The organism is Salmonella sp. NW645 (assembly GCF_051703725.1).
GTDB lineage: Bacteria > Pseudomonadota > Gammaproteobacteria > Enterobacterales > Enterobacteriaceae > Salmonella > Salmonella enterica.
This window is the reverse complement of record NZ_JAMMKR010000006.1, coordinates 21,005-46,564: the sequence shown is the minus strand read 5'-3', so window position 1 is coordinate 46,564 and position 25,560 is coordinate 21,005. Positions and strand designations below refer to the sequence as shown.

The 25,560-nt window shown below is 54.4% G+C and carries 22 protein-coding genes; 15 read left to right on the top strand and 7 right to left on the bottom strand.

Annotated features, from left to right (window positions below; all coding sequences use genetic code 11):
- Window positions 1–106: 106 nt before the first annotated feature.
- The 12 genes from NA389_RS14025 (at window position 107) to trpS (ending at window position 10,392) form a co-directional block, all read left to right on the top strand.
- Window positions 107–886 carry a hypothetical protein gene (locus NA389_RS14025; RefSeq protein ID WP_000874742.1) on the top strand — a complete coding sequence of 260 codons (780 nt, stop codon included), beginning with the start codon at window positions 107–109 and terminating at the stop codon, window positions 884–886.
- A complete protein-coding gene (locus tag NA389_RS14020; protein ID WP_000951388.1) occupies window positions 886–1,425 on the top strand; it encodes a PilN domain-containing protein in 540 nt (179 codons plus the stop codon). The genes NA389_RS14025 and NA389_RS14020 overlap by 1 nt, the downstream gene beginning before the upstream one ends.
- The gene (locus tag NA389_RS14015) at window positions 1,409–1,882 is read left to right on the top strand and encodes a hypothetical protein (protein WP_000992474.1); all 474 of its coding nucleotides are present in this window, start codon (window positions 1,409–1,411) and stop codon (window positions 1,880–1,882) included. Before NA389_RS14020 ends, NA389_RS14015 begins: the two co-directional genes overlap by 17 nt.
- A complete protein-coding gene (locus NA389_RS14010; RefSeq protein WP_000648142.1) occupies window positions 1,872–2,273 on the top strand; it encodes a HofP DNA utilization family protein in 402 nt (133 codons plus the stop codon). The genes NA389_RS14015 and NA389_RS14010 overlap by 11 nt, the downstream gene beginning before the upstream one ends.
- Entirely contained in the window at window positions 2,188–3,426 is a 1,239-nt protein-coding gene (gene hofQ, locus NA389_RS14005; protein ID WP_000832822.1) for a DNA uptake porin HofQ, read from the top strand. Before NA389_RS14010 ends, hofQ begins: the two co-directional genes overlap by 86 nt.
- 464 nt (window positions 3,427–3,890) lie before the next feature.
- Window positions 3,891–4,412 (top strand): shikimate kinase AroK, encoded by a 522-nt coding sequence (gene aroK, locus NA389_RS14000; RefSeq protein ID WP_000818621.1) that lies wholly within the window; start codon window positions 3,891–3,893, stop codon window positions 4,410–4,412.
- A 56-nt stretch (window positions 4,413–4,468) separates the two neighbouring features.
- A complete protein-coding gene (gene aroB, locus NA389_RS13995; protein ID WP_000439821.1) occupies window positions 4,469–5,557 on the top strand; it encodes a 3-dehydroquinate synthase in 1,089 nt (362 codons plus the stop codon).
- A gap of 97 nt (window positions 5,558–5,654) precedes the next feature.
- Complete coding sequence (gene damX, locus NA389_RS13990) at window positions 5,655–6,932, top strand: cell division protein DamX (protein ID WP_000343142.1); 1,278 nt, start codon at window positions 5,655–5,657, stop codon at window positions 6,930–6,932.
- A gap of 180 nt (window positions 6,933–7,112) precedes the next feature.
- Window positions 7,113–7,949: an adenine-specific DNA-methyltransferase gene (gene dam / locus NA389_RS13985; RefSeq protein ID WP_000742132.1), complete on the top strand. Its 837-nt coding sequence runs from the start codon at window positions 7,113–7,115 to the stop codon at window positions 7,947–7,949.
- Between the two features lie 17 nt (window positions 7,950–7,966).
- Window positions 7,967–8,644 (top strand): ribulose-phosphate 3-epimerase, encoded by a 678-nt coding sequence (gene rpe / locus NA389_RS13980; protein ID WP_000816283.1) that lies wholly within the window; start codon window positions 7,967–7,969, stop codon window positions 8,642–8,644.
- A complete protein-coding gene (gene gph / locus NA389_RS13975) occupies window positions 8,637–9,395 on the top strand; it encodes a phosphoglycolate phosphatase (protein WP_000359650.1) in 759 nt (252 codons plus the stop codon). The genes rpe and gph overlap by 8 nt, the downstream gene beginning before the upstream one ends.
- A complete protein-coding gene (trpS, locus tag NA389_RS13970; protein WP_000165562.1) occupies window positions 9,388–10,392 on the top strand; it encodes a tryptophan--tRNA ligase in 1,005 nt (334 codons plus the stop codon). The genes gph and trpS overlap by 8 nt, the downstream gene beginning before the upstream one ends.
- A gap of 144 nt (window positions 10,393–10,536) precedes the next feature.
- Here trpS and NA389_RS13965 read toward each other — a convergent pair whose 3' ends face one another.
- From NA389_RS13965 to tsgA, 7 genes are all read right to left on the bottom strand, one after another.
- Window positions 10,537–10,707: a YhfL family protein gene (locus tag NA389_RS13965; protein WP_000472323.1), complete on the bottom strand. Its 171-nt coding sequence runs from the start codon at window positions 10,705–10,707 to the stop codon at window positions 10,537–10,539.
- 193 nt (window positions 10,708–10,900) lie between these two features.
- Window positions 10,901–16,717, bottom strand: a complete 5,817-nt coding sequence (locus NA389_RS13960) for an autotransporter domain-containing protein (RefSeq protein ID WP_001169895.1) — start codon at window positions 16,715–16,717, stop codon at window positions 10,901–10,903.
- Between the two features lie 337 nt (window positions 16,718–17,054).
- Window positions 17,055–18,428, bottom strand: coding sequence for a siroheme synthase CysG (gene cysG, locus NA389_RS13955; protein WP_000349904.1), 1,374 nt, complete (start codon window positions 18,426–18,428; stop codon window positions 17,055–17,057).
- Window positions 18,429–18,439: 11 nt separating this feature from the next.
- Window positions 18,440–19,249 carry a nitrite transporter NirC gene (gene nirC / locus NA389_RS13950; protein ID WP_000493571.1) on the bottom strand — a complete coding sequence of 270 codons (810 nt, stop codon included), beginning with the start codon at window positions 19,247–19,249 and terminating at the stop codon, window positions 18,440–18,442.
- Between the two features lie 194 nt (window positions 19,250–19,443).
- Complete coding sequence (gene nirD, locus NA389_RS13945) at window positions 19,444–19,770, bottom strand: nitrite reductase small subunit NirD (RefSeq protein WP_000084819.1); 327 nt, start codon at window positions 19,768–19,770, stop codon at window positions 19,444–19,446.
- Window positions 19,767–22,310, bottom strand: coding sequence for an NADPH-nitrite reductase large subunit (gene nirB / locus NA389_RS13940; RefSeq protein WP_000049254.1), 2,544 nt, complete (start codon window positions 22,308–22,310; stop codon window positions 19,767–19,769). The genes nirD and nirB overlap by 4 nt, the downstream gene beginning before the upstream one ends.
- 318 nt (window positions 22,311–22,628) lie before the next feature.
- A complete protein-coding gene (gene tsgA / locus NA389_RS13935) occupies window positions 22,629–23,810 on the bottom strand; it encodes an MFS transporter TsgA (RefSeq protein ID WP_000185265.1) in 1,182 nt (393 codons plus the stop codon).
- 276 nt (window positions 23,811–24,086) lie between these two features.
- Here tsgA and ppiA point away from each other — a divergent pair, with 276 nt between their 5' ends.
- From ppiA to NA389_RS13920, 3 genes are all read left to right on the top strand, one after another.
- A complete protein-coding gene (gene ppiA / locus NA389_RS13930) occupies window positions 24,087–24,659 on the top strand; it encodes a peptidylprolyl isomerase A (RefSeq protein WP_000920478.1) in 573 nt (190 codons plus the stop codon).
- Between the two features lie 113 nt (window positions 24,660–24,772).
- Entirely contained in the window at window positions 24,773–24,940 is a 168-nt protein-coding gene (locus tag NA389_RS13925) for a YhfG family protein (RefSeq protein ID WP_001519136.1), read from the top strand.
- Window positions 24,930–25,532, top strand: a complete 603-nt coding sequence (locus NA389_RS13920; RefSeq protein ID WP_001280672.1) for a putative adenosine monophosphate-protein transferase Fic — start codon at window positions 24,930–24,932, stop codon at window positions 25,530–25,532. The genes NA389_RS13925 and NA389_RS13920 overlap by 11 nt, the downstream gene beginning before the upstream one ends.
- The last annotated feature ends 28 nt before the right edge of the window (window positions 25,533–25,560 follow it).

The window sequence follows — 25,560 nt, the reverse complement described above, 5'->3', positions numbered from 1 at the left end:
TTAGTGTCATTTGGGCAGTTTATAAACAAACGCGCGGTAGTATAAAGGCAAGCCAGACGCATTGATATACCCGTTAACGCGACGGGTGATAAGGAGATCGACCGTTATGGCTTTTAAAACCTGGCAAATAGGATTGCATATTCAGCAGCATGAAGCGCTGGCCATCGCCGTTATTCGCGGCGCATCGGGCTGGTCCCTGCAACGTTGGTGGCGACTGCCGCTGATGAACGCCTCCACGGCAGAGGGTACGATTCCTGACCCGCAATCGCTGGCTCACGTACTGCGACCCTGGAGCCGCGAGCTGCCGCTACGTCACCGTATTTATCTCTCTTTTCCCGCAAATCGGACATTGCAACGCGCTTTTCCACATCCGCCGATGCGTCTGCGGGAACGTGAGCAAGTCGCATGGCTTTCACAAACGATGGCGCGTGAGCTGGATATGGATCCGGACTTATTGCGTTTCGACTTTCAGGACGATGCGCTGAGCCCCGCGTTCAACGTTACCGCCGTGCAAAGCAAAGAAATTTCAGCGCTGTTAACGCTGGCGCAAACGCTCAATGTGCGCATCGCTGCTGTAACTCCCGATGCCTGCGCGTTACAGCGCTTGCTGCCGTTTATACCTTCGGGGCGGCAATGTCTGGTCTGGCGCGATGAGAGCCAGTGGCTGTGGGCGACGCGCTATGCGTGGGGGCGTAAATCGGCGCGCGAGGCGACGACGCTGCATGATCTTGCCGCGACGTTATCCGTCGTGCCGGAACATATTTCGTTATGCGCCGAAGGCGAATTCGACCCCTGGCGCGTCGTTACCGTCCGCCAACCGCCGGTTCCGCCGGACGGTTATCGCTTTGCGATTGCGCTGGGTTTAGCCATGGGGGAGATACGCTGATGGCGCATTCTGTCAATTTGCTCCCCTGGCGGCGCCAACATTACGTAGCGCGTCTGCGGCTTTGGTGCGTGGTATGGGGCGCGTCCCTGCTGCTGATAGCAAGCCTCGCGACGATCGCCCGGTTGGTTTTTTGGCAGGAGGGGAGGATTAATGAACTGCTACTGACGGCGGAAAACGGACGCACGACGGCGCTTGCGGCGAACATACCGCAGTTGCAGCAACGTCAGCGGCAGCAACAGGCGCGATTACAACGTCAGGCGCAGCGTGAACTGACGCAAGCCTGGCAATCTATCTTGACTGACCTTGCCAACCTGTTGCCAGATCAGGCATGGCTGACAAGCCTCAATTATCAGCAAGAGACGCTAGAGCTGGAAGGGCTGGCGAGAACGTTTGACGCCCTGCTCACGCTTGAGACATCGCTTCGTCACTATGTCAGTTTTCCGCTAAACCGCACGGGCGCCACGCGGCAGGATACGCAAGGGCGCTGGCAGTTCCATTATCAGTTAACGAGGAGCGCCGCCCGTGAACGCGCTCTTTGATATCTGGTACGGGATGTCGCGCCGTGGTCGGGTTTTTTGTTGGTGTGCAGGCGTGCTGTGCCTGACGCTGATGGTCGCGTTATCTGTGGGCTATCCCGGCTGGAAAACGCTGGATACGCAACAAACGCGGTTAAGCCAGCAGCGCGAGGCCGCCCGGCAACAGTGGCGTCATCTGCGCCGTCTGAGTATCGCGGCTGAACTGCTTTTCGGGGGCACCGTTGAAAATCCGCGTCCTTTTTCGCCGTTAGATTTCCAGGCGCCTCCTCTGCGTTTGCTGCACTGGCAGCCATCGGCGCAGGGGGGAGAAATGGCGCTGAAAACGTCCTGGGATGCGGTGCCGTCACTGTTTGTCCGGTTGGCCGAAAGCGAGATGAGCGTAAGTCGGTTTTCATTGCGTAGAGAGGGGGCGGAATTATTGATAACGCTGCAACTGGAGCGCCTGGCGAATGAAGGCTAGCCGTAGTGTATTGCTCTGTTTTTGTTTGCTGACGTTGACGGGAATGCGCGATCCCTTCCGCCCGCCGGAAGATCGCTGCCGGATAGCGGAACTCTCGCAGTGGCGATATCAGGGCGCGGTACGTAAAGGCGAGCGATGGACAGGCATTCTTAAAGATAGCCAGCAAAAATGGCGGCGAGTGGAAGAAGGGCAGACGCTGGAAAACGGTTGGACGATTGTCCGCCTGACGGCGGAAGCCTTAACGTTAACGACCGGTAAAAATTGTGCGCCGCCGCAGTGGCGGTGGCTACGTCAGGGAGCGGGCAATGAAGCGATGGATAGCCATAATACTGATAGTCTTGATGCCCGCCGCACAGGCGGGAAAAGCGGCGAAAGTGACGCTGGTGGTTGACGACGTCCCTGTGGTGCAGGTTTTGCAGACTTTAGCCGAGCAGGAGCGGCAGAATCTGGTGGTGTCGCCGGACGTCAGCGGGACATTATCGCTACATCTGACGGATGTGCCGTGGAAACAGGCGCTACAGACGGTGGTCAATAGCGCGGGGCTGGTGCTGCGTCAGGAGGGGAATATTCTTCATGTTCATTCACAGGCCTGGCAGAAAGAACACAGTGCGCGGCAGGATGCCGAGCGGTTAAGGCTTCAGGCTAATTTACCGCTGGAAAACCGCAGCATTAGCCTGCAATACGCCGATGCCGGCGAACTGGCGAAAGCGGGCGAGAAACTCCTGAGCGCGAAGGGAACCATCATGGTAGATAAGCGCACCAACCGCCTGCTGTTGCGCGATAACCGCGCGGCCCTGGCGGAGCTGGAAAAATGGGTATCGCAAATGGATCTGCCGGTGGCGCAGGTGGAGCTGGCGGCGCATATCGTCACCATTAACGAAAAGAGTCTACGGGAACTGGGCGTAAAGTGGACGCTGGCTGACGCGTCGCAAGCGGGCGCGGTGGGTGACGTGACGACGCTTTCCAGTGATTTATCCGTCGCCGCCGCCACCTCACGCGTCGGGTTTAATATCGGGCGCATTAACGGACGCTTGCTGGATTTAGAGCTGTCAGCGCTGGAACAAAAGCAGCAGTTGGATATTATCGCCAGCCCCCGGCTGCTGGCTTCCCATCTGCAGCCAGCCAGTATCAAGCAAGGCAGCGAAATTCCTTATCAGGTTTCCAGCGGCGAAAGCGGCGCGACCTCCGTGGAATTTAAAGAAGCGGTGCTGGGAATGGAGGTAACGCCCACCGTTTTGCAAAAAGGGCGCATCCGCCTGAAGTTACATATCAGCCAGAATGTCCCCGGTCAGGTACTACAACAGGCTGATGGTGAAGTGCTGGCGATAGATAAACAGGAAATTGAAACGCAGGTAGAGGTAAAAAGCGGCGAGACGCTGGCGCTGGGCGGTATTTTTTCGCGAAAAAATAAATCGGGTAGCGATAGCGTGCCGCTGCTGGGGGATATTCCCTGGCTTGGTCAGCTCTTCCGCCATGACGGCAAAGAGGACGAGCGACGCGAATTAGTGGTGTTTATCACCCCCAGACTGGTGGCGACAGAATAATTTATGCATAAAAAAGCGCTGTTTTTGCACTGAACGCATCTGCGGGATTTGACGTGCGGATGTATTTAGCATACAAGGAGTACCGATTTGAGAGTCGTGCTTTTCGTTGCTGACGCATTGATTAATGCGCTTTGCCTTGCCGAAGGTGTGCATAAGACCGATGATAAACGGCTGAATGTCCGCTGATGCAGACGTGTTGGTTCTGCGGATTGCGCACAATTGTTTGAAAGTAGAGCAATTTGTAGGCCGGATATGTTGTTCTGGTCGCCATCCGGCAACGCTAACTCGGGTTTTGCAACAATCAGGCTTGGTGATTTATTCAGTTGCCAAACCCGCTTGAGTATTGAGATAATTTTCAGTCTGACTCTCGCAATATCTTATGAGGTTTCAGTTCATGTCCTGCTGCGCTGGGTGTCTGTGAAGCGGGTTTACCATTAACGAATAGTCTTAGTAGTACCGAAAAAATGGCAGAGAAACGCAATATCTTTCTGGTTGGGCCTATGGGTGCCGGAAAAAGCACTATTGGGCGCCAGTTAGCTCAACAACTCAATATGGAATTTTACGATTCTGATCAAGAGATTGAGAAACGAACCGGAGCTGATGTGGGCTGGGTCTTCGATGTTGAAGGTGAAGACGGCTTCCGTAATCGTGAAGAAAAAGTTATCAACGAATTGACGGAAAAACAGGGTATTGTGCTGGCAACCGGCGGTGGCTCTGTAAAATCGCGTGAAACGCGTAACCGTCTCTCCGCGCGTGGCGTCGTGGTCTACCTTGAAACGACCATCGAAAAACAACTGGCGCGCACGCAGCGTGATAAAAAACGCCCGCTGTTGCAGGTTGAAGCACCGCCTCGCGAAGTTCTGGAAGCGCTGGCTAACGAACGCAATCCGCTGTACGAAGAGATTGCCGACGTCACCATTCGCACCGACGATCAAAGCGCTAAGGTTGTGGCAAACCAGATTATTCATATGCTGGAAAGCAACTAATTCAAGCAGAATACGCTGGGTAAGCGGGCACAAGTAACTAAGGTGGATGTCGCGTCATGGAGAGGATTACAGTCACTCTCGGGGAACGTAGTTACCCGATCACCATCGCGGCTGGTTTGTTTAACGAACCAGCTTCATTCTTGCCGCTGAAATCAGGCGATCAGGTCATGTTAGTGACCAACGAAACCCTGGCGCCGCTTTATCTGGACAAGGTTCGCGGCGTACTCGAACGGGCAGGCGTTAACGTAGACAGCGTGATTCTTCCTGACGGCGAGCAGTATAAGAGCCTGACGGTGCTGGATACGGTGTTTACGGCGTTACTGAAAAAACCGCATGGTCGTGATACCACGCTGGTCGCGCTTGGCGGCGGCGTGATTGGCGATCTCACCGGTTTTGCGGCGGCCAGCTACCAGCGAGGCGTACGTTTCATCCAGGTGCCAACTACCTTACTGTCGCAGGTTGATTCTTCCGTGGGCGGGAAAACCGCCGTCAACCATCCCCTTGGCAAAAACATGATTGGCGCGTTTTACCAACCCGCTTCTGTGGTTGTCGATCTTGATTGCCTGAAAACGCTTCCCGCACGCGAACTGGCATCGGGACTGGCAGAGGTGATCAAATACGGCATTATACTCGACGCAGACTTCTTCACCTGGCTTGAGGAGAATCTGGATGCGCTATTGCGTCTGGACGGCCCGGCGATGGCGTACTGTATTCGTCGTTGTTGCGAGCTGAAAGCCGAAGTTGTTGCCGCCGACGAGCGTGAAGCGGGCTTACGTGCTTTACTGAATCTTGGACATACCTTTGGCCACGCCATTGAAGCGGAAATGGGATATGGCAATTGGTTACATGGTGAAGCCGTTGCCGCAGGTATAGTGATGGCTGCGCGCGCATCCGAGCGTTTGGGGCAGTTCAGTTCTGCTGATACGCAGCGCATCATCGCTCTACTCGAACGGGCCGGGTTGCCAGTCAATGGCCCTTGCGAGATGTCCGCGCAGGACTATTTGCCGCACATGCTGCGAGATAAAAAAGTGTTAGCGGGGGAGCTGCGTTTAGTGCTTCCGCTGGCCATAGGGAAAAGTGAAGTGCGCGGCGGAGTGTCGCACGAAGTCGTTCTTAGCGCGATTGCTGACTGTCAGCAGGCGTAACAACAAGAAAGGTCAGACTGATATTGCGTAGATGTCAGTCTTTTAGCTTCAGGTTATGTGCAATGTTGTAAGCATTAACCTTTGAGTGGGGTGTTAAATGGATGAATTCAAACCAGAAGACGAGCTGAAACCCGATCCCAGCGATCGTCGTACTGGTCGTTCTCGTCAATCTTCAGAACGCGATAATGAGCCACAGATCAACTTTGATGACGTTGATCTGGATGCCGACGATCGCCGTCCGACGCGTACGCGTAAAGCGCGTAGTGAAGAACCTGAAGTTGAAGAAGAGTACGAATCCGATGAAGACGATACGGTGGACGAAGAGCGTGTTGAACGCCGTCCACGTAAGCGTAAAAAAGCGGCCCATAAGCCAGCCTCTCGTCAGTACATGATGATGGGCGTTGGCGTACTGGTGCTGCTGCTATTGATTATCGGTATCGGCTCCGCGCTGAAAGCCCCCTCAACGTCTTCCAGCGAGCCGTCGGCCTCTGGCGAAAAGAGTATCGATCTTTCCGGTAACGCCGCCGATCAGGCGAATGCGACCCAGCCTGCGCCGGGCGCCACCTCCGCAGAACAAACCGCGGGCAATACGTCGCAGGATATTTCGTTGCCGCCGATTTCTTCAACGCCGACGCAGGGACAGTCGCCTGTGGTCGCTGACGGTCAGCAGCGCGTGGAAGTGCAGGGCGATCTGAATAATGCGCTGACGCAGAATCCAGAGCAGATGAACAATGTTGCGGTGAACTCTACGTTGCCGACAGAGCCTGCCACCGTCGCGCCAGTTCGCAATGGCAGCACGACGCGTCAGGCGGCGGTTAGCGAACCTGCCGAGCGTCATACCACGCGTCCGGAACGTAAACAGGCCGTCATTGAACCTAAGAAACCGCAGACCACGGCGAAAACCACGACTGCGGAACCGAAGAAACCGGTCGCGCCAGTGAAACGCACGGAACCGGCAGCGCCAGCCGCGACGCCGAAAGCGACCACCACGACGGCTGCGCCGACAGCGACGGCAAGCGCTGCGCCGGTACAAACCGCGAAGCCAGCGCAAGCCTCGACGACGCCTGTCGCAGGCGGCGGGAAAAGCGCCGGCAACGTCGGCGCGTTAAAGAGCGCGCCATCCAGCCACTACACATTGCAGCTCAGTAGTTCTTCAAATTACGACAACCTGAACGGTTGGGCGAAGAAAGAGAACCTGAAAAATTATGTGGTATACGAGACGACGCGTAATGGACAACCGTGGTATGTGCTGGTAACGGGGATGTATGCTTCGAAAGAAGATGCTAAACGTGCGGTGTCCACCTTACCTGCCGATGTGCAGGCGAAAAACCCGTGGGCAAAACCGTTGCATCAGGTTCAGGCCGATCTGAAATAATCCAGGCTGTGTCCTGCAATTGCCTGTGAGTGTCGCTGACAGCTATTTTTGTTCAGGACAGGCGCGAGGGGCGCATTTGCTATCGCCAAATGCGCCGTAAAGCAACGCGGCACAGCCTAAAGCGCAGGATGCTGTCGGAGCTTTCTCCACAGCCGGAGAAGGTGTAATTAGTTAGTCAGCATGAAAAAAAATCGCGCTTTTTTGAAGTGGGCAGGGGGAAAATACCCTCTGCTTGATGATATCAAACGACATTTGCCAAAAGGCGAGTGCCTTGTCGAACCTTTTGTGGGTGCCGGATCGGTGTTTCTTAACACCGACTTTTCTCGTTATATCCTCGCCGATATCAACAGCGACCTTATTAGCCTCTATAACATCGTGAAGTTACGTACTGACGAGTACGTACAGGCTTCGCGCGAGCTGTTTATGCCTGAAACTAACCAGGCTGAGGTCTATTACCAACTCCGTGAGGAGTTCAACACCTGCCAGGACCCCTTTCGTCGGGCGGTACTGTTTTTATATCTGAACCGCTACGGTTATAACGGACTCTGTCGCTATAACTTGCGCGGGGAATTTAATGTACCGTTTGGTCGTTATAAAAGACCTTACTTCCCGGAAGCGGAGTTGTACCACTTTGCAGAAAAAGCGCAGAATGCGTTCTTTTACTGTGAGTCATACGCAGACAGTATGGCGCGTGCGGACAAGTCGTCGGTGGTCTATTGCGATCCGCCTTATGCGCCGTTGTCCGCCACGGCTAACTTCACAGCGTATCACACCAATAGTTTTAGCCTGACGCAACAAGCGCATCTGGCGGAAATTGCTGAGAATCTGGTCAGTAACCGGATACCGGTGCTCATTTCCAACCATGATACGGCGCTCACACGCGAGTGGTATCAACTCGCAAAATTGCATGTCGTCAAAGTTAGACGCAGTATAAGCAGCAACGGCGGCACACGTAAAAAGGTGGACGAACTGCTGGCTCTGTACCAACCAGGAGTCGCCACGCCTGCAAGAAAATAATTCTCAAGGAGAAGCGGATGAAACAGTATTTGATTGCCCCCTCAATTCTGTCGGCTGATTTTGCTCGCCTGGGTGAAGACACCGCCAAAGCGCTGGCTGCCGGTGCTGATGTTGTACACTTTGACGTCATGGATAATCACTATGTGCCGAACCTGACTATCGGCCCGATGGTGCTGAAATCCCTGCGTCAGTACGGTATTACCGCGCCTATTGATGTCCACCTGATGGTCAAGCCAGTCGACCGTATCGTGCCCGACTTTGCCGCCGCTGGCGCGAGCATCATTACCTTTCACCCGGAAGCCTCCGAACATGTTGACCGCACGCTACAGCTGATTAAAGAGCACGGCTGTAAAGCGGGGCTGGTATTCAACCCGGCAACGCCGCTCAGTTATCTCGATTACGTCATGGACAAACTGGATGTGATCCTGCTGATGTCCGTGAACCCAGGCTTCGGCGGCCAGTCTTTTATTCCGCAGACGCTGGATAAACTGCGCGAAGTGCGACGCCGCATTGATGCGTCCGGTTACGACATTCGCCTGGAAGTGGATGGCGGCGTGAAGGTGAACAATATCGGCGAGATCGCCGCAGCAGGCGCGGACATGTTTGTTGCGGGGTCGGCAATTTTCGATAAGCCCGACTACAAAAAAGTGATTGATGAAATGCGCAGTGAGCTGGCAAAGGTAAGTCATGGATAAGTTGCAGAATATTCGGGGCGTCGCCTTTGATCTTGACGGCACGCTGGTGGATAGCGCGCCGGGTCTTGCCGCGGCGGTGGATATGGCGCTGTATGCGCTGGAACTGCCGGTCGCGGGCGAGGAGCGCGTGATTACCTGGATTGGTAACGGCGCAGACGTATTGATGGAACGCGCGCTGACCTGGGCTCGCGAGGAGCGCGCCATGCTGCGTAAGACGATGGGGAAACCGCCCGTTGATGAAGATATTCCTGCCGAGGAACAGGTACGCATTCTGCGTAAATTGTTCGACAGGTATTATGGCGAAGTGGCGGAAGAAGGCACCTTTTTATTTCCGCATGTCGCCGACACGCTGGGCGCGCTGCACGCCAGCGGATTGTCATTAGGTTTGGTGACCAACAAACCGACGCCGTTCGTCGCGCCGTTGCTGGAATCGCTTGATATCGCCAAATACTTTAGTGTGGTTATCGGCGGCGATGATGTGCAAAATAAGAAGCCGCATCCGGAGCCGCTGTTGCTGGTGGCAAGCCGGCTGGGCATGATGCCGGAGCAGATGCTTTTTGTCGGCGATTCGCGTAATGATATTCAGGCTGCAAAAGCGGCGGGCTGCCCTTCGGTTGGCCTGACATACGGCTACAATTATGGCGAAGCGATCGCTCTTAGCGAGCCGGACGTCATTTATGACAGTTTTAACGATCTTTTGCCCGCACTTGGGCTTCCGCATAGCGATAACCAGGAAATAAAAAATGACTAAGCCCATCGTTTTTAGTGGCGCACAGCCCTCAGGTGAATTGACCATTGGCAACTATATGGGGGCATTGCGTCAGTGGGTAAACATGCAGGATGACTATCATTGCATCTACTGCATCGTAGACCAACATGCTATTACCGTGCGTCAGGACGCGCAGCAGCTACGTAAAGCGACGCTGGATACGCTGGCGCTGTACCTGGCATGTGGTATTGATCCTGAAAAGAGCACTATTTTCGTTCAGTCCCATGTGCCGGAACATGCGCAGCTTGGCTGGGCGCTGAACTGCTATACCTATTTCGGCGAGCTGAGCCGTATGACGCAGTTTAAAGATAAATCTGCGCGCTATGCGGAAAACATTAACGCCGGCCTGTTTGATTACCCGGTGCTGATGGCGGCAGACATCCTGTTGTACCAAACCAATCTGGTGCCGGTAGGCGAAGATCAGAAGCAGCATCTGGAACTGAGCCGCGATATCGCCCAGCGTTTCAACGGGCTGTATGGCGATATTTTCAAAGTACCGGAACCGTTTATTCCAAAATCCGGCGCGCGCGTGATGTCGCTGCTGGAGCCGACAAAGAAAATGTCCAAATCGGACGATAACCGTAATAACGTGATCGGCCTGCTGGAAGATCCGAAATCGGTAGTGAAGAAAATCAAACGAGCGGTCACTGACTCCGACGAGCCGCCGGTAGTGCGTTATGATGTGAAAGAGAAAGCGGGTGTCTCTAACCTGCTGGATATTCTTTCCGCCGTGACCGGTCAGAGCATTCCTGAACTGGAAAAACAGTTTGAAGGTAAAATGTATGGCCATTTGAAAGGCGAAGTGGCGGAGGCGGTTTCCGGAATGTTGTCTGAGTTGCAGGAGCGCTATCATCGTTTCCGCAACGACGAAGCGTTCTTGCAGAAGGTGATGAAAGACGGGGCGGAAAAAGCCAGCGCACGTGCGGCCGAAACGCTGAAAGCCGTTTACGAAGCCATTGGCTTTGTGGCGAAACCGTAAGGGGTATTGCGTGCCCGATGGCGCGAGCTTATCGGGCCTACAAACGAGCGTAAGTTGGACAAGGCATCTGCGCCGTACTGTTTATCAGACCTGTAAAAAAACCGGGAAAATCCCGGTTTTTTTGTATCTGCGCAGTCGTTTCTATTATTGATCGGCAGCCGGGCCGCAACCACCAATAATTTTAGAAATAGAAATTGCAGGGTGCAGCAAATAATCGTAGCTGCAGTTGTTTTTTTTGTTTTCGATATGACCAGTACAGGCGGTGAGCGTTGCCAGAACCCCTGCCACAACGGCAATTTTTACAAATTTGAACATGTCAAAATCCTTGTTGATAAAACGAACACTAATGGTGGAATAAATATAAGATCTATTTAGCGTATAGTACGATAGCAATTAATAAACCATGCAGGTAGTCCAAATAAGGACTTCATCTTTACCAGGAAATCTGATTTAAAAAAGGCCGCTTAATAATAAGCGGCCTGTATTAGTGTTATATAATGTCGTTTATTTAACGAAATGTTTTCTTAACGTTAAGCATAAAGCCTTTATCGCTGATACCGTCTTCTTTCCACTGGTACGCATCCAGATGTAGCGCGGTATCATTGCTGCTATATTTCACGCCGATGGTTGCCAGGCCATTAACGCCGCCGCCTTTTTGACCGTCATCTATGCCGAACGATTGACCCGCCGCACCCTGTAATGACGCTGTACGCTGGCTCTTGCTGTAGCTCAGGTTCGGGCCGCCTTCCAGGGTAGCGGTGGCGCTCCAGCCGTCTTTCCCGGCGTAATCCAGCTTCAGGCCGACAAGAGAGTCTACCGCCGTTTCGTTGCCAGAATTCATGGACAGGTTAAAATCTCCGGCGCTGCGCTCTTTGTAGCCATCTTCCTTGGTGTGACGGAATTTCACCCCGGCATACGGCGTGACTTTCAGCGTATCACTCATCAGAGTGAAGGTTTTTGCCCCTTCGCTGCGGAACTCAAGGTACTGCTGACGTACGTCGGAATCAGCCACCTTGTTGGTGTCGCCATACGAGACGGAGCGACTGCTGTCCAGGTTATGCACGTCATAACGCAGGCTGTTATTCCACGCCAGACCTTCATCAAACGCCATGCTGTGCTTCAGGCCGAAGAACTGACTGTAGCCGCCGGTCAGGCCGTTATCGCCCGCGGTTTTCGAACCGTCGCCATCCAGACGCGCAATACCGTACTCCAGCGTCAGATTCTGGCTTGTGGTCAAATCCAGCTTTTGGCGCAGCGCCAGCATGTCGTACTGAGTGTCGTTGCCCAGTTCAGCGCGCGGGTCGCCTTTCGCCACTACGTTAAACGCCAGGCCGTCTTTAATCTGCGGGGCCGCGTCGGCCAGCATGTTAAAGCGGTTACTGAGGATGCGCGCTTCGCGGAACACGGTGGTGGCCTGAGCGCCGCTGACCTGTTTCAGGGCGTTGTTCAGTTCGGCGGTGGTGCCAACGTTGAGGCTGGTATACAGCTCGTTGTTGGTATAACCGGCGTCGAGCGCACTCGCCACGCCGGAGACGCTGGCGTCGGTCGCCACATCGGCATAGGCGTTTTTGGTCATGGTGACGTCAACGTTGCCGTTGCTGTCCTGGCTTCCCTGTGCTTTCCACACCACGGTGGTGGACTGGATAGCGCCGGCGTCAGACAGGTTGCTGCCTTCGACCACGTTGTCGAAGCTGACGGTGGTGTCGGCGGTACCTGCGGCAAAGCCGGTGTTGATTTCCACGCCGTTCATGCTGGCGTTGCTGACCTTGAGCTTACCGGCGCTGCCGTCGGCGCTGGTGCCGACCACGTAGCCGGACAGGTTGTTGGTGGTGGATGAGCCTGCGCTGTCGCCGGTGGTCACGGTCGCCATGCCATCGTTAATGGTCGGTTCCGTTGGCGCAATGAAGTCAACATAATGCACTTCCGTACCGTCGCCGTTTTCACCGCTGCCTTCGATGGTTTTACCGCTCTGCTTGATAAAGCCGGAGCCGGTTACGCTGTCATCAATATAGACCGTACCGTTGTTGACGATATGGCCGTTGCTGCTCAGTTGACTGAATGCATAAGAATTGCTGGCGTAGATATTGATAGTGCCGTTGTTTTCGATAACCGCATCGGATTTGGCATCAGACTCAAGCTGCATCCCGACCATGCCGGTCTGCGTGGTGCCTTTAGTACCGACGTTAATTTCACCGTTGTTGACCATCTTCGCGCTGCCATGCGCCGACATCGCCACATTGCCGGTTTTATCAATGTTGATGGTGCCGTCGTTAATCGCCTTGCTGCCGCCGTTATTTTTCGCCGTGGTGATCTGCCCGTTAATAACACCGGTGCTGCCGTTATACAGGGTGTGCCCGCTCCCGCCGGTGGCGATATCGGCATCGCTATTCACCGTTCCCCAGTTATTGAAGGCGCCAGCCCACAGGCCGTCGTTTATTAGCGTTACAACGCCGCCTTCGAGGTTATTAAACGTACCGCCTTTATCAACAGAACCATTGTTGATGATCCCTGCGTTATTAACGGTTGCGGCACCGGTAAAGTTCAGCTTATCGATTTCGCCGCCTGAGTAGTTATTCAGTACCGTACTGCCCGATGCGCCGACCCAGGCCGACACTGTGCCTGTGTTATTCATGGTGCTGGCCCACTGCTCAACCGCGTTCATGGAGCCGCTGTTGTTGATAATGGAACCCGCTACCGTGGTCCCCGTTTTCCCGGTCACGGTGCCGGTATTGTTGAACACGCCGCCGTCTACGGAAACGGCAGCCGTTGTTCCCTCGTTGGTATAGACGCCGCCTTTGTCGATGCCGACGCTGCTGATGCTGCCGGTGGACTCGTTGGTGACATCACCGTAATTTCTGACGGTGACCTTGCCGCCGCTGACGATGCCTGCGTTGGTGACGTGTACGGTCTGCGTTGCGATCGGACTGGTGATAATGGTTTCGCCAGTAAGCGTTTCACCTGCGGCGGTAATGACATCGCCATCAGCAAAAGCCAGGGAGACGTTGCTGTCGGTCGGGTTGTACTGGTCGCTGCTCTGACAGTTGCTGTCAAAGCACACGGTGCCGTAGTTAATCACGCTGCTGTTGTTGTCGGCCAGGAATGGTTTACCGTAAGAGGCATCGATATTGATGGTGCCAGTGGTATCGTTGATGACGGTCCCGCCGTTGAGCGCCGCCATGCCGACCAGCTGGTTATCATCAATTTTGGTGACGCCCTCATCGGCGGTGAGATTAATGGTGCCCTGGTTAATGGCGGTGCCGCCATTGAGCGCCATCATGCCGAACCCGGCGTTATTAACGTTAATGGTGCCGGTATTGGTGGCTGTGGCGTCGCCGTCACCGCCATCAGTTGAGCCTGCGACCATACCTGCACTGGTGAGATAGAGCGATGACGGATGCCAGTAGCTTGTGCTGGTAATATCACCTTCATCGTCCAGCGTCGGGACAAAACCATCCAGATAAATATCGCCTGCGTTTAGCGCCGCTCCTTTGATGGCGCTAACGCCATATACGCCTGCGCCCTGCAAATGGATGGCGGCGTCTTCATCATTGACAACATCGCCATATCCAGAAGCGAGCATTGCATAGAAGGTATGGTTGTACCATTTCAGCGGGAAAAAGGAAAAACCTTTATATTTTACAGGTTGCTGGTCAGATATGATGGTGAAATCACCGCCAGATTGGTTATGAATTACCGAACCTGCGTCGTCGGCGCGGGCAACGGCAGTACGATCGTCGCCGCCGCCGTTACTGGTTGCGTAAACCAGGATCTCACCGCTGTTGCTGATAGTTGCGCCATTGTCGACGCGCATAATGGAATAGACGCCGTGGCTTGTGATATCGCCCTGGTTCGCAATTGATGAATTTTCTCCGTTAGCGACTAATAGCGCATTGTTAATGGAAGCGCTAACATCTATATAATTGACATTAATATCAATGATTGAATTGTCATCCAGAATCAGAGAACCGCCGTTGCTGACCTTGGCCAGTGTGACAGCGCCTCCTATCATGGTGGCTGTATCTATTGTGGACTGACCGCTTAGCGTAACTTCGCTGTCGCCGTTGAGATTGATGCCTGTGACGATGCTGACCGAGCCATCCGTATTCTGGCTATGGGTAATGCTAATACCGCCGCGGATATCTACGTTGTTACCCTCGCCCGTAACGTTCAGACCGATAACACTCAACGCTTGTCCACTGACTGTCGACAGATCGCCGACGTTGATGTCAAATGTGCCATTAAGGGTGATATCGTTGTTGGCGCCGTTAACGGTGACGCCGGTTAGCGGGGTATCGCCGGCGATCAAAGAATTTTGCTCGAACTCAGCGCTCATATTCACGTTGCCTGCGATATTGACGGTGTTGCTGTCGCCGCTCACGTTTACGCCCGTCGCGCCGCGGAATACGCCATCGCTGTCCTGCACGGAAATAACGTTAATATCGCCATCCAGCGTAACCTGTGACGTATTGCCGCTCACCAGCGCGCCGGTGCCGTTGAGGCTGACGTTAATATTCCCTTTGTTGCGGAAGGCGTTTTGTTCGCCAGCGACCACAAAACCCACCGAGTCCTGATCGCGGACGGTGGCGTTACCGGTATTTTTTGCTTCATTTCCGGTGCCGTAGGTGATGATACCCATCGCGCCGTCGGTGACCAGCAGATCGCCCGCCTGGGTCAGACTGCCGTTGTCGCCATTGATAACTACAGCGGCAGAGCCTGCGCCATCCACTGCGATATCGCCGGTATTGGCGATACGGGCCTTACTGCCGTCAATTCGCGTACCGGTCGCGCCGCCGGAGATGGTCTGATCGCCTTCATTGATAATGAGCGTGTTATCGCCATCGACATACAACGCAGCGGACCCCGCGCCGCTGACGGTGGTGTCCCCGACATTATCGATAACCGCGTTGTCGCCGATAATATGGCCGCCGGTGGCGCCGTCGGTGATGGTCATATCGCCGTCGTTGCTGACGCGCGCGTTATTGCCGTCAATGGTGGTGCCAGTGGAGCCTGCGCCGCTGATACTGGAAGTACCGGTATTCTGAACCGTGGCGTTGTCGCCATCGATGATGATGGCGGTGCCGCCGCCGCTCACGGTAATGTCGCCGGAGAAATCGGTGGTGGTGTTATTGCCGGAAATCAGCGCGCCGGTGGCGTTGTCTACCGTTGAATGGCCCGAAATGGTGTTGGTGGTGCCGTCGCCGGAGATCACCATGCCGGTGGCGCCGTCGGTCACACTGGAGTCCCCGGTGAGCGTGTTGACGGTTCGATCGCCGGAAATAATCACGCCGGTGCGATCCTGGCCGCTGATATCCATGCCGCGATCGGAGGTATGCGATTCGCCGTCGCCGGTGATAACCGTGGTGTTATCGTCGGCAATAATCAGATAGCCCCGGCTGTCGTACTTCCAGTAGAGACCGTTTTCCTGGGTGCCTTCAATCACGGCGGCATTGGCGTCAGTCACGTCCCAGCCAGTGACGTTCAGCGTTTTGCCGTCTTCGGTGGTCAACTGCCACTGGTCATCCTGTTCTGAATAATTCCACACGGCGCCCTCGAGAACGCTGCCGTTATCCAGTTTGAAGCTATCGAAGGCCAGGGTGTCTTTGCCTTTATCGATGGTGACGCCGTTGCTGAAGGTAGTAACAGAATTATCTGTGGGTGTGTCGTCGTCATCGCCGCTATCGTCAGGCGGGGTTACATCATCATCGCCGCTATCGTCAGGCGGGGTCACATCGTCATCGCCGCTATCATCGGGCGGGGTCACATCGTCATCGCCGCTATCGTCAGGCGGGGTCACATCGTCATCGCCGCTATCGTCTGGCGGGGTCACATCGTCATCGCCGCTATCGTCAGGCGGGGTTACATCATCATCGCCGCTATCATCGGGTGGGGTCACATCGTCATCGCCGCTATCGTCAGGCGGGGTCACATCGTCATCGCCGCCATCGTCGGGCGGGGTGACGTTGCCGCCATCGTCGGGCGGGGTGACGTTGCCGCCATCGTCGGGCGGAGTGATGTTGCCGCCATCGTCGGGCGTAGGGGGGGTATAAGAATGAGTGGAATCTCCGCCACCGTTATTTTCAACGCCAATAGCCACACCTGCGACCAGCGCAGCAACGCCGCCAGCAACCCAGCCCCAGTGATTATCATTTTCAGGTAATGTAGCAAGGCAGGTCGGTGAGAGTTTTGCGCGTTTTTCTTTAGGCAGGGAGGAGATATTACTGGGACATTCTTTTTCATCATCGTTATTTTCTGCGGCGATGGCCGGAATGTAATAACTTTGTAGCGTTAAAGCGATCGCGATAGAAATAAGTTTTTTCTTTTGCATAGGGTTCATCCTTAATTAATATTTTCCTTGCGTGCATAAACATATGGAGATAGCGATACAGGCAATGATGAAATAGCCAGAAGAAAATTATAATTTAGTGTTTATTTTATCATCCGATAACCAGGTCAGGTCAAATTGAATGCTTGACGGTGTTATTTGTTGAGTGAATGAATAAGGGATGAATTTGACGGATAATAGGGTTTTTACGCAATATTATTAATATTTAAATTCACGCGGTGTATTTAAAATGGATTGCTTAATTTAATTTTAAGTAAAAATAATTTGAGGCTACGAGTAGTTGTAAAATAAAGCCCTGAATAACAGGGCCTTATTTTAATTAATGATTAGAGAACCAATTTAATTTATCGCGTAAACCAACGACCCGGCCAACGATAATCAGCGCCGGGCTTTCAACCTGTTGCGCTAATTCCCCGAGCTGCGTCAGCACACCGTGGACGACGCGTTGCTTCACGGAGGTGCCGTTTTCTACCAGCGCAACCGGCATATCGGCCTGCATACCGAATGCGATCAGTTTTTCCTGGATAGTTGCTGCCTGATTAAGCCCCATGTAGAACACCAGCGTCTGTTTTTCTGCCGCCAGGTTTTCCCAGTCCAGCTCGCCGCCGGTTTTCAGGTGACCCGTGACCAGACGTACGCTCTGGGCGTAATCGCGATGGGTTAGCGGGATACCGGAGTAGGCGGAGCAGCCGGAAGCCGCGGTAATCCCCGGCACGACCGAGAAAGGAATACCGGCATGGCACAGCGTTTCCAGCTCTTCGCCGCCGCGACCAAAGATAAAGGGATCGCCGCCTTTCAGGCGTACCACGCGTTTACCTTTTTGCGCTTCACGCAGCAGGATCTGGTTGATTTCCTCCTGTGGGACGCAGTGGTAACCCGCGCGTTTCCCCACAAAGACCCGATCGGCATCGCGGCGTACCAGGTTCATAATGTCGTCGGAGACGAGGCGATCGTAAACCACGATATCCGCCTGTTGGATTTGTTGTAACCCTTTCAGCGTCAGCAGTCCGGCATCGCCCGGCCCGGCGCCAACCAGCACGACTTCGCCACGGTGATCCAGCGGTTCGCTAAACAGGTGCTCGGTTGTCGCATTAACCGCTTTCTCATCGGCATTCGCCAGCGACTGCGCCAGCCGGTCATTGACGAAAAATTTTTCCCAGAAGCGACGACGTTCGCCCATCGTGGCAAACTGCTTTTTCACTCGGGCGCGGAGTTGTCCGGCATAGCGCGCGACCTGCCCCAGATGCTGCGGCAGCAGCGACTCCAGTTTCTCGCGCAGCAGACGCGCCAGCACCGGGGAAGTGCCGCCCGAGGAGACGGCGACCATCAGCGGCGAGCGGTCAATAATGGAGGGCATGATAAAGCTGGCGGCTTTCGGCGCATCCACCACGTTGCAGAAGATACGGCGTGACTCCGCCGCTTCGCTGACACGCTGGTTGACGGTATCGTCGTCGGTGGCCGCGATCGCCAGCCAACACGAGTCGAGAAGCGTTTCGTCGAACGGTCCCTCAACCAGAGTCAACATGCCTTCATTTGCCCATACGGTGAACTGTGGAATAAAGGTGAGCGCATTGACCGTTAAACGTGCGCCTGCTTCCAGCAATAACCGTGCTTTGCGTTCTGCGACATCGCCACCGCCGACGATCAGACAGTCGCGGTCGCGTAATTGACAAAATATAGGCAAATGGTCCACGACATTACCCCTTAATTATTGGCAGCAGCCTCTGGCTGATTGATTTTTGCCGGAGCCGGACGCTCCGATTTCGGCGTAGCATACCAATAACCCAATCCCATGAACACGACGCCGGACAAAGTATTACCCAGAGTGACCCACAACAGATTGTGTCCGATTCCGGACAAGGTATAGGCGTCGCTGTGATGACCAAACCAGGAGAGGGCGAACAGCGTCATATTCGCGACAGAGTGCTCGTAGCCGGAAGCGATAAACGCCAGCAGACACCACCAGATAGCAAGAAATTTCGCCGTGCCTTCGGTGCGGATCGCCATCCAGATTGCCAGACAAACCAGCCAGTTACACAGCGCGCCTTTGAAGAACAGTACCGTGGCGGGCGCGGTGGTTTTCGCCAGCGCGACTGAGTGAACGATGCTGGTATCGACCGGCAACAAACTGCCGCCGCCCCAGCTGTAAAGCAGGGCGACAAAGACGGAGCCGACCAGGTTGCCGAGCCAGGTTTGCGGCAGGATAGCCCACATTTGACCGTGGCTGATGGTGCCAGCTTTGACGCCCAGCGTCAGGAACATGGTGTGGCCGGTAAACAGTTCGGAACCGGCGATGATGACCAGCGTTAAGGCGATACCAAAAGTGGCACCCATTACCAAAGGACGCACGGACGGGTCGAGCAGATTGCCGAGGGTGAAAATAAGAATGATGCCGAGACCGACATAAGCCCCGGCCATTGCCGAACTGACCCAGAAGCCGAGCGGATTATTCGCCGACAGGCGTGCGATGCGCGCAGCGTTAGCCGCACACTTATTGATAGTGTCTGTAAACATTTGATTATCCTTTTCTCACTTCATCCTTTGCACTGCCTCTTTGTTGGCTGCCCTCGCTCACCCCAGTCACATAGTGAACTATGCTCCTGGGGATTTGCTCAGTTGCCGCCGCGATGCAGTACAAATGATTTTGTGATAACAATTAAAATGAAAAAAATACAAAAAAGGGGAGGCGTTGCGCCTCCCAAAAATAATTAACCGCGCAACTGCACCACGCCGTCTTTTACCCGCGCGTCGTAATGTTTCACAGAAAACTGTTCGTCTTCCATGCACAGACCGTCGCTTAAACGAAAGCGCTGTTTCTTCAGCGGGCTGGCGACCCACAGTTCGCCCTGGTGTTCCGCAATCAGTCCACGAGACAGCACGCTGGCTTCAAAGAACGGGTCGATGTTGCTGATCGCGAATACCTGATCGCTATGGTAAGGACGGAAAATCGCGACTTGTTCAGTGCCTGACAGCGCGCAGACGCCGGTTCCCGGCAGAATGTCATCGATTTTGCAGATGTTTTGCCACTGGCTCATGCGTTTTCCTCCACCAGAGTGACCGGGATACGTTCATACGGCGTGGCCGGACGATGCTGTTCGCGTTCCGGCACAACCTGAACATTTGGGTCGCGCTTGTCGCTGTTGATAAAGTGTTTGAAACGAACCTGTGCGGATGGGGTGTTGACGGTCTCCGTCCACTCGCAGACCACCGCTGCACGCAGGCGCGCCATCTCTTCTTCCAGATGTTCGTTCAGGCCCAGCTTGTCGTCGATAATGACCGATTTCAGATAGTCGATGCCGCCTTCCAGGTTGTCTAACCACGGTGCGGTACGGGTCAGTTTGTCGGCGGTACGGATGTAGAACATCATAAAGCGGTCGAGATACTTGAGCAGCGTGTCGCGATCGAGATCGGCTGCCAGCAGATCCGCATGACGAGGTTTCATGCCACCGTTACCGCAAACGTACAGGTTCCAGCCTTTCTCAGTGGCGATGATACCCACATCTTTACCCTGCGCTTCCGCACATTCACGGGTACAGCCGGAGACGCCGAACTTCATCTTGTGCGGGGTACGAATACCTTTGTAGCGGTTTTCCAGCTCCACGCCGAAACCGACGCTGTCGCCCACGCCGTAGCGGCACCAGGTGCTGCCAACGCAGGTTTTCGCCATCCGCAGCGCTTTGGCGTACGCGTGACCGGTTTCGAAGCCCGCTTCAATCAGCTGACGCCAGATTTCCGGCAGATCGTCTTTTTGCGCGCCAAACAGACCGATACGCTGAGAACCGGTAATTTTGGTATAGAGGTTAAACTCGCGGGCGATACGACCCACGGCCACCAGACCTTCCGGGGTGATTTCACCGCCCGCCGAGCGCGGGATCACCGAGTAGGTGCCGTCTTTCTGGATATTCGCCAGGAAGTTATCGTTAGTATCCTGTAGCGGCGTGTGCTGCGGCTTGAGGATGTATTCGTTCCAGCACGACGCCAGCAGCGAACCGACGGTCGGCTTACACACTTCGCAGCCGTAGCCTTTACCGTGTTTCGCCAGCAGTTCTTCAAAGGTTTTAATGCCTTCCACGCGGATTAAGTGGAACAGTTCCTGACGAGAATAAGCAAAGTGCTCGCACAGGTTGTTGTTGACTTCAATACCCTGTTTCGCCAGTTCGGCGTTCAGTACCTGCGTCACCAGCGGGATGCAGCCGCCGCAGCCGGTTCCGGCTTTGGTTTCCGCTTTCAGCGCCGCCACGGTATGACAGCCTTTATTGATAGCGGCGATCAGATCGCCTTTAGTCACATCGAAGCAGGAGCAGATCTGCGCGCTGTCCGGCAGTTTATCCACGCCGATAGAGGGTTTACCACTACCCGCGTGCGACGGCAGGATCAGCGAATCCGGGTTTTCCGGCAGTTCGATGGCGTTCAGTACCAGTTGCAGCAAATTGCCGTAATCGCTGGTGTCGCCGACCAGTACTGCGCCGAGCAGCGTTTTGTTATCTTCGCTGACAATAAGACGTTTGTAGACTTCTTTGCTTTCATCGAGGTAAACGTAGCTACGCGCGCCCGGCGTGCGGCCATGCGCGTCGCCGATGCCGCCGACGTCCACGCCCAGCAGCTTCAGCTTGGCGCTGAGATCCGCCCCTTCAAAGGCGTTTTCACTGCCGAGGATATGGTCAACGGCGACCTGGGCCATTTTATAGCCTGGTGCGACCAGACCGTAAACGCGGTTGTTCCAACTGGCGCACTCGCCGATAGCGTAGATATCCGGGTCGGACGTCTGGCAGGTGTCGTTAATCACGATCCCGCCGCGCTGCGCGACGGCCAGACCGCACTGGGTAGCCAGCTTGTCGCGTGGGCGAATACCGGTAGAGAAGACGATAAAATCGACTTCCAGCTCGCTGCCGTCGGCAAAACGCATAGTCTTACGCGCTTCGTTACCCTGCTGAACAATCTCTTGCGTGTTTTTACTGGTGTGTACACGCACGCCCATGCTTTCGATCTTGCGACGTAGCTGCTCGCCGCCCATCTGATCGAGCTGTTCCGCCATCAGCATTGGCGCAAATTCAATGACGTGCGTTTCCACGCCGAGGTTTTTCAGCGCGCCAGCGGCTTCCAGCCCCAGCAGACCGCCGCCGACCACCGCCCCGCGCTTGCTGCGACGGGCGCAGGCTTCGATAGCGTTGAGGTCTTCAATGGTACGGTAAACGAAGCAATCCTGGGTTTCGGAGCCTTTAATCGGCGGAATCCACGGATATGAACCGGTCGCCATGATCAGCTTGTCATAATAAACGGTACGACCCGCGCTGGAGTGAATCACTTTCTCCTGACGGTTAATGGTAATTGCGCGTTCGCCAACCAGTACCTTCACGCCGTGCTTCTCGTAAAATCCTTCACGCACCAGAGAGAGCTCTTCCGCGGTGTGGTGAGAGAAGTAGGATGATAAGTGGACACGGTCATAGGCTTTACGGGGTTCTTCACAGAACACGGTAATGTCGAACAGGCTAGCGTCGGATTTATCAAGGAGATCCTCAATAAAGCGGTGGCCGACCATACCATTACCGATAATAGCGAGTCTGACTTTGCTCATTTTTGCCTCGATTTCTTTTCTATTACCGCCTACCTTAACGATTCAGCAACCCCGCTTATTGATGTAAATCAAATTCACCTTTATATACCTCTTAATGGGTATATGGCTGATTTGTCTGGATTTTTATAAGTGGCGGAATTGTCAGGTTTTTCAGGTTTGTACAAATAACATACAAAATGAGGGGTTTTTAGACCAACAGGCCTACCTCGTCAGGAGGGAGGATAGAGTGCCGGAGGGCGACGTCGCCTTATCCGGCCTACCAACAGCTTACGCTGTAGGCCGGATAAGACGCATCGCGTCGCCATCCGGCAATCATTATCAATGCGCCGCTGGCGCGCTATGCTGACGATGACGGGACACAAAGCCGAGCGCAAAGCACATCACAAAGACCACCGCATACAGACCATTCGCGGTGAGTAACGCCGCCTGTGGACCGCTGTGCGCCACAATCGGGCCGGTGACGACGAAGGTCAGCATCGTTCCGATGGTGCCGCAGGTCAGAATAAAGTTAACCAGCTTAGGCGAGGCCACTTTCGTTTGCTGCGATCCCAGCGTAATGATGGAGGTATAAATGGCGCTGGAGAAGAAGCCCAGCATCAGAATAAACCACGGCATATGCGCCTGCGTGCCGGTAATAAACAGATACATCAGGACCGCCGCCATACCCGCCAGTACGGTCAGGATGCGTTGCAGATCGAAAAAGCGCAGGATAAAGCTGAACGCCCACATACCAAACATATAGGACATCCAGAAATCACTCACCAGCGCCCCGGCGTCATTCAGGCTCATGCCGAGGCCTTTGGCATATTCCGGCACCCAGGAGATAAAGCCCAATTGACCGAGGATATAGCACAGCGCGGCGACGGCGAGAAACAGTACGCCAATGCCCCATTTTTCTTTGGCGACAGGTGCCTGAGAGTGCTGCGCATGTTTACCCAGCGCCGGAAATTCACAGCCGAAGGTCAGGATGAAAATCGCCAGGTAGACCAGGCCGATGCAGGCGTAGACCCAGTACCACTCAATACTACGCGCCAGCAGGAAGGCGGCGACCATAGGAAAAATCATCCCCGCCATGCTGAAGAAGGAGTCGGTAAACAGCAGCCGGGAACCGCGCTGACGCCCTTCATACAGTTGCGTAATCAGGAAGGTGCCAATCGACATGGTGATCCCGCTGACCAGCCCCAGCACAAACATCGCCGCTGAGAACAACGCCAGGCTGTGGCTGAACATCAGCCCGGCCACCGCCAGTACCATCAGGATAAAACCAAAGCGTAGCTGTGTTTTCAGCGGGATGATTTCCATCAGCCACGCATTGAGGAAGATCGAGATCAAAATCCCGGCGTTCAGGAAAGTAAAGGTATTACTCATGCTGGAAACGGGCAGCTGAAAATAGTCTGCGATATTTCCCATCACCATCCCGGTGACAATCACCAGCGCCCCGGTCAGGGCGTAGGAAAGAAAGCTGATCCATGTGAGCTTGATGCGGTTGCTGTTAGTCATGTCTGGCCTTGAAGAGAAGTGAAGCGCGTGGAGGGCGCGTTAAGCGGGCAGATTTTAGGCGCTTTTGTGATGCATTTAAATAATTATTAGTGATAGTAATGTTCATTACATTTTTTAATGTGATGTTTGTCACATCATATTGCAAGAATACGGAGTTGCGTCGTAACGTTACATTTGTTTCATATACGTAAAATTAGGTAAAGGGCTGGCCTGGCCCAGGAAGGCTCTTTAAAATCATTCCACTTGCTTTATTTCTGCTCTCTTTAAGGAAATCTCATGCTCAAATCGACTCTGGCGGCTGTCGCAGCTGTTTTTGCTCTTTCTGCTCTTTCTCCCGCAGCGTTGGCAGCAAAAGGCGATCCTCATGTGCTGTTAACCACCTCCGCCGGGAATATTGAGCTGGAGCTGAACAGCCAGAAAGCGCCGGTTTCTGTGAAAAACTTTGTCGATTACGTCAACAGTGGTTTCTATAACAACACTACGTTTCACCGCGTTATTCCTGGCTTTATGATTCAGGGCGGTGGTTTTAACGAGCAGATGCAGCAGAAGAAACCGAATCCGCCGATTAAGAATGAAGCCGACAACGGTCTGCGTAATACTCGCGGCACGATCGCGATGGCGCGCACCGCAGATAAAGACAGCGCCACCAGCCAGTTCTTTATTAACGTCGCGGATAACGCTTTTCTCGACCACGGCCAGCGCGACTTTGGCTATGCGGTATTTGGTAAAGTGGTAAAAGGTATGGATGTCGCCGATAAAATCTCACAGGTACCAACGCACGATGTCGGGCCTTATCAGAATGTGCCGACAAAACCAGTCGTTATCCTTTCCGCGAAAGTCCTGCCATAAAATAAAATATGACTGCGCGGGTGCGAGCCGCCCGCGTTTTCTCCCTGTCTCAGCGTAACCTGAAATTGCTGCTTATACTTGTGGTCAAGCACAGACATATTCAGGGAGGCCAGGTGAAGAAACTTACCGATAAACAAAAGTCACGCTTTTGGGAACAGCGGCGCAACGTTAACTTCCAGCAAAGCCGCCGTCTCGAAGGTATTGAGATCCCCTTAGTAACCCTGACCGCCGATGAAGCGCTGGCACGTCTTGACGAGCTTCGGAGGCACTATGAGCGATAAATTTGGCGAAGGGCGCGATCCGTACCTCTATCCGGGGCTGAATGTGATGCGTAATCGGCTGGGGATTCATCAGGCCCAGCGACTGGCGCAAGCGGCATATGAAATGACCGCGCTCCGCGCCGCCACGATTGAACTGGGGCCGCTGGTACGCGGCTTGCCTCATCTGTGCGCGATTCATCGCCAGCTCTATCAGGATATTTTCGACTGGGCAGGGCAACTGCGGGAGGTCGATATTTACCAGGGCGATACCCGTTTTTGCCACTTTGCCTATATCGAAAAAGAGGGCAATGCTCTGATGCAGGATCTGGAAGAAGAGGGCTATCTGGTCGGTCTGGCGCACGAGAAGTTTGTCGAGCGGCTGGCGCATTACTACTGTGAAATTAACGTACTCCATCCGTTTCGTTTGGGGAGCGGGCTGGCGCAGCGCATCTTCTTTGAACAGCTGGCCTTACATGCAGGCTACGCGCTGAGTTGGCAAGGTATTGCGGCTGAAACATGGAAGCAGGCGAACCAGAGCGGCGCGATGGGCGATCTCTCCGCTTTGCAGGCGATTTTTCAGAAAGCGATAAGCGAAGCTCGCGAAACTGAGTAAAATAGTGCGGTTCTACTGACCACCCGGA

Bases quoted from the DNA above. Each gene is read 5' to 3' on its own strand.
- NA389_RS14025 (WP_000874742.1), top strand. From the start codon at position 107: ATGGCTTTTAAAACCTGGCAAATAGGATTGCATATTCAGCAGCATGAA.
- NA389_RS14020 (WP_000951388.1), top strand. From the start codon at position 886: ATGGCGCATTCTGTCAATTTGCTCCCCTGGCGGCGCCAACATTACGTA.
- NA389_RS14010 (WP_000648142.1), top strand. From the start codon at position 1,872: ATGAAGGCTAGCCGTAGTGTATTGCTCTGTTTTTGTTTGCTGACGTTG.
- hofQ (WP_000832822.1), top strand. From the start codon at position 2,188: ATGAAGCGATGGATAGCCATAATACTGATAGTCTTGATGCCCGCCGCA.
- aroK (WP_000818621.1), top strand. From the start codon at position 3,891: ATGGCAGAGAAACGCAATATCTTTCTGGTTGGGCCTATGGGTGCCGGA.
- aroB (WP_000439821.1), top strand. From the start codon at position 4,469: ATGGAGAGGATTACAGTCACTCTCGGGGAACGTAGTTACCCGATCACC.
- damX (WP_000343142.1), top strand. From the start codon at position 5,655: ATGGATGAATTCAAACCAGAAGACGAGCTGAAACCCGATCCCAGCGAT.
- dam (WP_000742132.1), top strand. From the start codon at position 7,113: ATGAAAAAAAATCGCGCTTTTTTGAAGTGGGCAGGGGGAAAATACCCT.
- rpe (WP_000816283.1), top strand. From the start codon at position 7,967: ATGAAACAGTATTTGATTGCCCCCTCAATTCTGTCGGCTGATTTTGCT.
- gph (WP_000359650.1), top strand. From the start codon at position 8,637: ATGGATAAGTTGCAGAATATTCGGGGCGTCGCCTTTGATCTTGACGGC.
- trpS (WP_000165562.1), top strand. From the start codon at position 9,388: ATGACTAAGCCCATCGTTTTTAGTGGCGCACAGCCCTCAGGTGAATTG.
- NA389_RS13965 (WP_000472323.1), bottom strand. From the start codon at position 10,707: ATGTTCAAATTTGTAAAAATTGCCGTTGTGGCAGGGGTTCTGGCAACG.
- NA389_RS13960 (WP_001169895.1), bottom strand. From the start codon at position 16,717: ATGCAAAAGAAAAAACTTATTTCTATCGCGATCGCTTTAACGCTACAA.
- nirC (WP_000493571.1), bottom strand. From the start codon at position 19,249: ATGTTTACAGACACTATCAATAAGTGTGCGGCTAACGCTGCGCGCATC.
- nirD (WP_000084819.1), bottom strand. From the start codon at position 19,770: ATGAGCCAGTGGCAAAACATCTGCAAAATCGATGACATTCTGCCGGGA.
- nirB (WP_000049254.1), bottom strand. From the start codon at position 22,310: ATGAGCAAAGTCAGACTCGCTATTATCGGTAATGGTATGGTCGGCCAC.
- tsgA (WP_000185265.1), bottom strand. From the start codon at position 23,810: ATGACTAACAGCAACCGCATCAAGCTCACATGGATCAGCTTTCTTTCC.
- ppiA (WP_000920478.1), top strand. From the start codon at position 24,087: ATGCTCAAATCGACTCTGGCGGCTGTCGCAGCTGTTTTTGCTCTTTCT.
- NA389_RS13920 (WP_001280672.1), top strand. From the start codon at position 24,930: ATGAGCGATAAATTTGGCGAAGGGCGCGATCCGTACCTCTATCCGGGG.